This window comes from Mesorhizobium sp. M7A.F.Ca.MR.362.00.0.0, assembly GCF_004023175.1.
Lineage (GTDB): Bacteria > Pseudomonadota > Alphaproteobacteria > Rhizobiales > Rhizobiaceae > Mesorhizobium.
Genome location: NZ_RZTF01000198.1, coordinates 2,728 through 11,676, shown reverse-complemented (window position 1 = coordinate 11,676; position 8,949 = coordinate 2,728). Strand labels below are relative to the sequence as shown.

Here is an 8,949-nt window from a genome sequence, read left to right as displayed (position 1 = left end):
TATCAGATCGAGACGGGAGCCAGCCCCAGAACGGGCCAGCTCTGCCAGGATCTCGGTCGGCACTGCGGTGTCGGAAAGGTCGAAGACATAGCCAGCCATCCCACATGAAGTCGAACAGACCGGAAAGGGTTGCTGTACGGTTTTTTGCCAAATGGCGCGAAGCTGATCACGGACGGTGGAACAAAATCGCGCTGTCAAACTTCGGCCGTTGCACTGTTCCCATTCAGTGCTTTCCCCATGAGAACTGCCCGCTGGCCTGGCGGCCGGCGGGCTTTTTTATGTCATGTGCTGCGCGACGGTCGGACCCTATTCGTTTGAACGGCCGCTTCGGTGGCTCAGAGACAAAACGGGTAGCTGTCGAAATAGGCAAGCGCCGACGACAGCGCCGGCACCGGCGAGCCGGCTTCGGCCGCCCTTGCCACGACACGCCGAAGCGACGGGTGTTCCTCCTGCATCAAGGAAACGAAAGCCGACGCCATCAACAGGTTGGTGGCTGCGGCCCCAGTGCCGAATGCTTCTGCCATCGTATCCAGCAGTTGCGAACAGATGATGCAGCCGGCCCGCCAGATCTCGGCGATGACCGGCATCGGCAGGTTCCGGTTGAATTTTTTCGACGCGCCGCTCATCACCGCGAAGCCTTGGGCATAGGCGGCGATCGTGCCGGCAAACAGCGCCAACTCGAGATCCCCAACCGGGCGTCCCTGTCGCCGGAGATTTTGCCCACGCCGCGGCCACAGGACTTTTCGGCGACCAGCCGCTCGTCTTTGATCGACGACAGCACGCGCGCCGCCACCGCCCCCTCAGAACCTGACCGACCATCGCTGCGCCAACTACCGCAACCCTGCCGCTGGAGACCTTTATGGCTGGGAGTTGAAAGATGGGAGAGAGCTGAGTGTCCGGGTGGATGGTCCGCTCGCATGCTCTCGGCGCTGAAAGTTGCAGGCTGCCGCGCCGATAGCGGAGATTGCTGACAGGCGATTCGCCAGATCAGAATCAAGCTCGCCTTCCGTCATCCACTCTTTGGATGATAAAAGGTGCTGGGAGACGAGAAGGTCGGTTAACAAGGCGAACTGAAATTCGCCGAAGATCGGAGAATGTGCATGTCGAAGACCGATGCAGTCAACGCATGCGGTGAAGTCGCCAAATGATAGGCGGTTGTTTCAGGCCGCGGGCGGGCGGTTGGCTTGCCATTGCGCTCCTGGCCCTCTTGCCTGACGGTCCGGCCTTCGCTTTTGAAAGCCCGGATGAAGTTGGCGCAGCTAATCCCCTGAACTGCGGAGCACCTGACGATTATTCCGGGTCGAGCGAACGGGTCAGCAACTTCAGCATCAGCGACAAGCGTCAACCCGTCGGTCCGGTCTTTCGGCAAACTAGAAGCAACGTTCCTGATCGTAGGGTTGCGCTTCTACAGAGCGTACTCACGGACAGATCTGTTTACGCCTCAGCGATTGATGGAGTGTTTGGTTCGCAGACAGCCAGCGCTGTGAAGTCCTTCCAGAGCACATATGGAATACCCGTTGACGGCACAGTGGGGATGCAGACCGGCATTGCACTCGGGCTGCCGTTTTGGGAGGCGAACAAAGCGCGCAGTCTAGCCCCGCCATTTCGCGACGATGCGAAATATCCTGAAGGTACTGAATTCAACTTCAGAAGTCTGGTCGGGATTGGCAATTTCTTTAGCAGCCTACCGGACGCTGCCTATAGTTCCTCAAATGCGCTTACTCGGAGGGCCCTTCGAACAAACAATCCCGGCGCCATCAACATCTCGAAATGGCAGCGAGACAGCATGAGAGGATATGTAGGTTGCACTCTGCCAGACCGGTACGGCAACCAAACTGCCATTTATGAAACCCCAGAGCATGGGGTAGCTGCTTGGGGTTTTCTCCTCCGCAAGATCTATTTCCAGGGAAACAAGGCTAAGGTCACCGTCGGCGACGTTGTGGATAAGTATAGAGGCCACAATTCCCGCGATCCTTATATTGACGGATATAAGAAATATTCGGATGGCGAATTGGTCGAATATTATGAAATCGACCTGTATAGCAATCGTGAACTGGCGCGGCTGGCTATTGCCGCCTACTCGCACGAACTCGGCTCCTGGTATCCTCTCACGGACAAACAGCTTCTGGCAGGCTTTTCAATTACTGATGATTATATTGACTCTGGCGTCAATGACGAAGTCATCGTGTCTTCTGAAGAGATGAATCCGGATCTCTATGTAAAACATCCTGATAGCGAAGGTCCGGCACAGTCGACGGGCTTAACCGCGGCTCAGTTGAGAACGGCGATGCAAAAGTACAGGCCGGCCTACAGGAGCTCGTCGATGCAGAGGATGGACCTCCCGGCGCGATCGCCACGCTCTACCGCGCCGGCCGCATGACCGTACTCACAGCGGGGCGCGCCGATGTCATATCGGGTGAGGCGCTGGGGGTCGATCAATATATGCGCATCGCCAGCATCTCAAAAGCATTCAACGGCGCCATTGCCCTGCACCTCGTCCAGAAGGGCCGGCTCGGCCTCGACGACACCATCGGCCAGCACCTGCCTGATCTGCCGGCGGCATGGTCGGGCCGTCACGGTCCGCCAGATGCTGAACCACACCAGCGGCCTGCCCGACTACTTGCAGTCCAAGGGCTTGGCCGAGCAGGTCGCGACAAATCCTCAAGGCTACGTGCAGCCCATTGAGATCATCGGCTGGGTTCGCAACGACCCGCTCGAGCTTACGCCCGGCACCCAGTATACCTACTCCAACACGGACAACGTCGTCGTCGGGCTGATCGCCGAGGCGGTCACAGGAACGCCCTACGGGACGCTGCTGAAGAACATCGCGTTTGGTCCTGCCGCCCTCGCCCGGACGAGTTTCCCGACGCGCGACATCGCGCTGCCTGCGCCCGCCATCCACGGCTATGTCGTCGCGCCCGGATCCGAGCCGAAAGACGTCACGACCTTCGTCAGCCCAAGCGGTGCGTGGGCGTCGGGCGCGATGGTGTCGACGCCTGATGATTTGTCGACGTTCATACGGGCAGATCTCGGACTGAAGTTCTTCGGCGCTGTCGAGCAGATTGAACAGATGAAGTTCGTGGCCGGCAATTCCAGTCCGCCCGGACCCGGGACGAACGATGCCGGTCTCGGACTGTTCCGCTACACCACGCCGTGCGGTGTCGTTTATGGCCACACAGGCAGTTTCCCGGGCTACACGCAGTGGGCGGCGTCAACCGCCGACGGGACGCGCTCGGTCACCACCACGCTGAACATCGCTGAGCCGGCTGGCGCTTTGATCGAACGCTTGCGGGAGGTTCAGGCTCAGTCGGTCTGCGCTTTGTTGGGGCACTGACGCGTAAGCTTTCGCGGGATGACGGACCCCAACATATTTGCTAATTTGCTAATTTGAGTTTCGAGCAATCCTTGATCTACCCTACCACGACATGTCCGCGAGTTTGATTGATGCCTCTTCGCAAGGCGCTGTCTCAGTGGTTCGACGCAGTACGTCGCGTGTCCATCTGTCTTGCAATCAGTGCCTTCATGGTCGGACCGAGCCTTAGCCAGACGGTCCCCGAGCAGATCGATTCGGTGGTTTCGGATCAGAACGAGATCATCCGACGCTATTCCGCTCCGCGGAAGCCCACCGGCGCCGTCGCAACGACGGCACCCTCGCCAATCGTCACCGTCATGTCGGCGCCGATGACCGCGAAAAACGCCGTGATCTCGTGGAAATGCGAGCCGGAACCGCCGCGCCGTCCGCAAGCACGACATGCAGAAAGATGACGGCGAACTGATAGGCGGCCAGCTCGCGGGTTTCGTTGCCGCGGCTTGCGCCCGGCGTGACGTGCGTGGCCAATTCATCCGGGCCGAGTTCTGCAAGCGGTGCTCCGCTGTCGGCCTCTACGACCTCGAGCTTCTCGAATCGGACATTGCCGCCGGTGACGTTCGTCACTGCAAGTTCGTAGACGATGTGAAGCCTGCCGTCGGAGCCTGGAACCACATGCGGGGGAGCGATGATCTCCGCAACGAGTGGCGTGAGCTTCGGATTGTCGCTGGCCGCGTGCACCCCGGATGGAAATGTTGCCAACAACAGCACAAAGGTCGAAAGGAGCCAAATTGGAACCCGCATTCGAACGCGCCCTCCTGTGCACACGCTGACTTTGCGACGTGAGGTTACGACAATGAAGGCCGGGAGCCAAGGTGGCGTGCGGCACATGGAAGTTTCGCGGACCTGGGCAACCGCGGCCTGAAGTGCTATCGTCGGCATGTCTGCTTTACGGGGACAAAGCTGCCTACGGCCTCCGATGACAGGCAAAACAGCTGCCCCCTACGACTCGTCCCTCTCATCGCGCAAATTAGACACAACGCGGCGGTTCTGCGACCTGCAGGCGGCGTCGGGGCAGTCGCGGACGAGCCTGTCCTTGCCGTAGCCCTTGGCCCACATGCGATTGCGGTCTATGCCGCCCGCGGCGAGGTAGTCCATCACCGCATCGGCGCGCTGCTGCGACAGCGCCGTTTCACTTGCGCCGGGATCGTCGGCGAAACCCTGCAGCTTGAGCAGCCAGCGCGGATGCTTTGCTAACCAGGCGATCTGGGTGTCGAGGGTGGCCTTGGCGACAGAATCGAGCGCAACCGAACCTTGTGTGAAATAGGTGCGGCGGCCGACATTGAGGATAAAATCCTCCTCGCTGCCCGGCTGCACGTTCTGGAAGCCGGCAATCTCGGCGTTGGTGACGTCTGGCGTGGAAGGGGCCAGCGTGTTGCTGGTCGAGCAGGATGCGACAAACACCAGCAGGCTGGCAGCGAGCAGCCGGCGCGTGTTTTCAATCATGCGGTTCATCAGGCGCCAATCATTCGACAGTTGTGGAAGCGGGCGCCTGGTCGGCGATGTGCGGCAGCACCTCCACCGCGGTGCCGATCGGGCACCGCTGGTAGAGGTCGATGATGTCTTCCGGGAACATGCGGATGCAGCCGCTGGAAGCGTCGGTGCCGATGCTCCATGGCTCCAGGGTGCCATGCAGGCGGTAGCCGATGTCGGCGCCGTCGCGGTACAGATAGAGCGCGCGCGGCCCGAGCGGATTGTTGGACGCGCCGCCTGCGACCATCGGCGGTAGGTCCGGCTTGCGCTTACGCATTTCGGGGGGCGGGACCCATCGCGGCCACAGCGCGCGGCGGTCGATCGTCGCGCGGCCGTACCATTTGAAGCCGTCCTTGCCTACGCCGACGCCGTAGCGGATGGCGGTCTTGTTTTCCATGATGAGGTAGAGGAAGTGGTGGCGGGTATCGACCACGACGGTGCCGACCGGCTCGCTGCTGAAATATTTGACGATCTGGCGATGCCACCTTTTGTCGATCTTGGTGAAGTTGGTCTTGCGATAGACAAAATTGTTGTCGCTGGCGGTACCGGCGAAAAAGGATTTCTCCGTCGCGGCTCGAACAATATTGCCGGTTGCACCGACCGCGACCAGCGCCAGGCCGCCGAGCGCCACACCCCTGCGTGATAAAACCATCGGCAATCCCCCATGCCTTAAGTCTGGCGGACCTTAGTTGAGAATGATTTCGCCTCAAAGTGGAAAATGCTGCAGCGGGCCGGATGCGACCCGAAGCCGGACCTTCGATACGCCTCGGATTCACGGGCCGAAGCCAATCCTTGCGACTTCGAGCCTCGAACCTGCCACGCAGTCAGAAGCCGTATAAAGCGATGGCGATTCCGAAGACGATGACGACCAAAATGCCGATGAAGGTCGGTGCGGTTACGATGAAAGCTGCCGGGACCAGGTATAGGTTGCGCCAAGCTAGCGTTGCCGTAACGATCGCGATGATGGGGGAGACCACGAAATAGACCGGGGTACCCCAGTCGTCACCGCCAAAGTCGAGCCCTTGCTCAGCGACCGAAGGCAGCATCGAAAACCAGCCCAGCATGATGCTGCCGGCTAACGCCAGGTTAGTGCCGCGAAGATCGCCTCGAAGAGCCAGCACAAAGGCCGCCATGGCCGCAATCGTCTGGAGCCCGCCTGTCATGGCCGCTGTCCATCCGGCCATCCCGGAGCCCGGGTTTGACACGCCCATGAACACATAGGCTACCAACGACAGACCCAGATACGCCTGCAGCGCCGCCGTTAGAAAGAGAAGCGGCCATACTGCCTTTTCCGCCGCTGATTTGTCTTGCTGCTCCCCGCTTGCCATGTTCTGGTCTCCAAATTCTGGGGCTGCCTCGCCTATCCTGCGGCCTGGTCGGAGCCTGTCTGAAGAAGCGGCTCTCTGCGGGGAGTTCTCACCCGGAGGAGGCGTTTTGCAACCTCACTCCCACGCGAGTCTGGTTCAAAGCGTCTTCAGCAACTATGTCCACATATAGGATCGCAGGAGTTCGCCTCAACGACCGAAACAAGGCGCTTAGCATACGCGGCTCCACTCGGAAATGGAGCTGCATCTGTAGGTTTCCGTAGCCTCAGCAGTTCCAGGGCATCTTCTACCGCGTCGCTCCAGCCATGCGAGAAGGCTGGAGCGTGCGTCGCTCATCAACTCGAACTGAACAGGTCGGCCGGTGTTCTGTTGGATGACCGCTGCGCGCCGGCAGACGGTTGATGAGCGTGGGACCGCAACTAGAATGGCAGCTTTCAGGAATAGATGGGCTACTTTCAGCTCCGGTATTTTGCGGCCGACCAAATTGGCCTAATCCTGCAGGCGTGCGAGACGCCCGCCGTCAAAAACAACGGCTGCGCAGGCCGGATGCCGCCTGATGGCACCTAGGCCCTCCCCAGCGGTCTTAGTTCACGATGCAGGACGGCACCCCTGCGATCGGCTGAATCTGGTCAGCGTGTGCTTCGGGTTCAGGGCGCAAAATCAGGCGGTGTCATTTGCACGGATGGCGGCGAACCAACCACCGCGCCAGGGGCGCCAGATTGTTGGATCTCTACTTCGCGGCTCACACCTTGGTGAGCAGCTTGCATCTCCGGAACAGTGAAAACCGGCACCTCGCCCTTGAAACCCTGGAGCTCAAAGGCGCCCGCCTGGACGACCGGCATCGATGCTCCTGCCGCAAAGCCGGGTCCGAGCACCAGGGGGATGCCCAGCTTCTTGGTCGTGGACTCGAGACGTGCCACGCGGTTCACCGGGGAGCCGATTGCGGTGTAATCGAAGCGTCGTTCGGAGCCGAAATTGCCTACCGAGCAGATGCCGGTCTCGATGGCGACGCCGATTTCGATCGAGCGATGGCCATCCGCAGTGAAGGCGGCATCTTCGCGCTTCACCCGCTCGATCAGGGCAAGACCCGCGTCGAGCGCACGCTCGCGATGATCGGGTTGATCAAGCGGCGCGTTCCAGAAGGCCAGCACCGCATCGCCCATGAACTTGTCGATGGTGCCGTCGCGCTTGAGTATCTCATCGGTCGCAATACCAAGGAAATGGTTGACTACCTTGGCGATCTCATGGGTATCGAGCTGTTCGCTCATCGTCGTGAAGCCGCGTATGTCGCTGATCAGGATTGTGATCTCGCGCTTCTCGCCAGACAGGATTGCCTCGGTGTCCGAGCTTGCGAGGCGCTGCACCACGGAGGGCGACAGATATTGGGAGAACTGTCGCGCCAAGGTGGACCGGCGCTGCTCGCTGCGCCTGTAGAGGACATAGCCTTCGAAGCCCGCAACCATGATCGTTGCAAGCGCCGGCTGCAGCGGGTCATAGAGTGCACCCTGCATGCTGTACTCGAGAGCGCCGAACACAAACGGCGTGACGGCCAGCAGCGCCAGTGCGAGGGCGCCAAGCACGACACGCCCGGCGAGCACTCCGGACAGCCCGATGAAAACGACGGCACTGAGGAGAAACCAGAGCCGCTCAAGCATACGCGCGTGCGTTGGCTCGGCCAGGTAGCGCCCGGCAAGCATCTGGCCAACCGCATCGGCGTGGATGTCCGCTCCTGATCGTGCTGGACTCCTTGGCGTGGGCAGGTACTGCGTCAGTCCCACAGCCGACAGGTCGACAATGGCGATGGCGTCGCGCAGCCGCGGATCGCCATGGCCCGAGAGGATAGTGCTGGCAGACAGGCGGGGCGCATCGGTGGCGGTTTGCCAGAGGCGGATGCTCCCCTCCGGCTCGAGCGGCACAATGGCGCCGGCCATCCTGAGTGCGTCGAACCCGGCTGCATTCATCCGGGCTATGTACCCGTCCTGTCCAGCGTAAAGGCGCAGGAGCTCGAGTGCGAAGGACGGCCACAGCTGCACGCCTTGAGCGGTGTTGCGAAGCCAGAGCAGCGGCACATGGCGCAGTACGCCGTCGGGATCGGGCAAGGTGCGAATCACGCCAAGGCCCGCGGCAGTGTTCGAGAATTCGGCAAGCGAGCCGGTCAAGCCGGTGAAGCCGGGAAGTGTATCGGGTACTTGCCCGACGATCGACCAGCCGGCTTTGGGTTCTGCTTCTGAAACTGTCGCCTCATTGCCTAGGCTGACGGCAAGCGCCGTTCGATTTTTGGCCAGCGCCGCTGCTAAGTGCTTGTCTCCGGCGATGCCTTCAGGCGAGTTGTCGGCCTCGGGGAGTACCAGCGCAAGCCCGACCACCGCCGCGCCGGATTCGGTGATGCCATCGACCAGATCGGCCAAGAGGCCACGATTCCAGGGCCATCGCCCATGTGCCTTGAGGCTGGCGTCATCTATCGAGACGATCACGACAGGATTGCTCGTCGTCTGGCGTGGGGCGAGAAACTGATAGAAGTCGTACGTCCGCTCACGCAGACGCGACAACGGTGCGTCAAAAGCCAAATGGCAAGCGAGCAGCAGGAGCACGACCACAAGGCCGGATATTTTGCGCCTGCCAGCTTGCCGCCAATCAGCCCAGGGACTACCGACCAAGCGGCTCATCGTGGGGCCAGTCTAATCGCAGTAGTAACAGCAACGCTCACCCTCACACTCGCCCCTCCGCCCCCCGCTGCCCGCAGGTGGCATTGGGCTGTCAGGGAATTCCAAGACCACTCCTGGC

6 protein-coding genes and 4 pseudogenes are annotated in these 8,949 nt (G+C 60.9%); 3 read left to right on the top strand and 7 right to left on the bottom strand.

The annotated features are described in order from the left end of the window. Positions 1 to 350: 350 nt before the first annotated feature. Positions 351 to 802: pseudogene (locus EOC06_RS22170) on the bottom strand (NADP-dependent phosphogluconate dehydrogenase); the annotation flags it as partial. Between EOC06_RS22170 and EOC06_RS43130 the strand changes: the two are divergent. The 3 genes and pseudogenes from EOC06_RS43130 to EOC06_RS40280 form a co-directional block, all read left to right on the top strand. Then, positions 799 to 915: pseudogene (locus tag EOC06_RS43130) on the top strand (LysR family transcriptional regulator); the annotation flags it as partial. The pseudogenes EOC06_RS22170 and EOC06_RS43130 sit on opposite strands and share 4 nt — an antisense overlap. A 229-nt stretch (positions 916 to 1,144) precedes the next feature. Then, positions 1,145 to 2,380: a peptidoglycan-binding protein gene (locus EOC06_RS40285; protein WP_164898689.1), complete on the top strand. Its 1,236-nt coding sequence runs from the start codon at positions 1,145 to 1,147 to the stop codon at positions 2,378 to 2,380. Continuing rightward, a pseudogene (locus EOC06_RS40280) lies at positions 2,377 to 3,334 on the top strand (serine hydrolase domain-containing protein). Before EOC06_RS40285 ends, EOC06_RS40280 begins: the two are co-directional and overlap by 4 nt. A gap of 333 nt (positions 3,335 to 3,667) precedes the next feature. Here the strand turns inward: EOC06_RS40280 and EOC06_RS22155 are convergent. The 6 genes and pseudogenes from EOC06_RS22155 to EOC06_RS22130 form a co-directional block, all read right to left on the bottom strand. Beyond that, the gene (locus tag EOC06_RS22155; protein WP_164898688.1) at positions 3,668 to 4,111 is read right to left on the bottom strand and encodes a hypothetical protein; all 444 of its coding nucleotides are present in this window, start codon (positions 4,109 to 4,111) and stop codon (positions 3,668 to 3,670) included. Between the two features lie 198 nt (positions 4,112 to 4,309). After that, complete coding sequence (locus EOC06_RS22150) at positions 4,310 to 4,822, bottom strand: OmpA family protein (RefSeq protein WP_127332134.1); 513 nt, start codon at positions 4,820 to 4,822, stop codon at positions 4,310 to 4,312. Between the two features lie 10 nt (positions 4,823 to 4,832). Beyond that, positions 4,833 to 5,492 (bottom strand): L,D-transpeptidase, encoded by a 660-nt coding sequence (locus EOC06_RS22145; RefSeq protein ID WP_128308789.1) that lies wholly within the window; start codon positions 5,490 to 5,492, stop codon positions 4,833 to 4,835. A 172-nt stretch (positions 5,493 to 5,664) separates the two neighbouring features. Continuing rightward, a complete protein-coding gene (locus EOC06_RS22140) occupies positions 5,665 to 6,168 on the bottom strand; it encodes a hypothetical protein (RefSeq protein ID WP_128308788.1) in 504 nt (167 codons plus the stop codon). A gap of 285 nt (positions 6,169 to 6,453) precedes the next feature. Then, positions 6,454 to 6,552: pseudogene (locus EOC06_RS43120) on the bottom strand (integrase); the annotation flags it as partial. A gap of 260 nt (positions 6,553 to 6,812) precedes the next feature. Next, positions 6,813 to 8,756, bottom strand: a complete 1,944-nt coding sequence (locus tag EOC06_RS22130) for a CHASE2 domain-containing protein (RefSeq protein WP_164898687.1) — start codon at positions 8,754 to 8,756, stop codon at positions 6,813 to 6,815. Positions 8,757 to 8,949 lie beyond the last annotated feature (193 nt).

Excerpts from the sequence above, each read along its gene's own strand:
- EOC06_RS22155 (WP_164898688.1), bottom strand. The coding sequence starts at position 4,111 with ATGCGGGTTCCAATTTGGCTCCTTTCGACCTTTGTGCTGTTGTTGGCA.
- EOC06_RS40285 (WP_164898689.1), top strand. The coding sequence starts at position 1,145 with ATGATAGGCGGTTGTTTCAGGCCGCGGGCGGGCGGTTGGCTTGCCATT.
- EOC06_RS22145 (WP_128308789.1), bottom strand. The coding sequence starts at position 5,492 with ATGGTTTTATCACGCAGGGGTGTGGCGCTCGGCGGCCTGGCGCTGGTC.
- EOC06_RS22150 (WP_127332134.1), bottom strand. The coding sequence starts at position 4,822 with ATGAACCGCATGATTGAAAACACGCGCCGGCTGCTCGCTGCCAGCCTG.
- EOC06_RS22140 (WP_128308788.1), bottom strand. The coding sequence starts at position 6,168 with ATGGCAAGCGGGGAGCAGCAAGACAAATCAGCGGCGGAAAAGGCAGTA.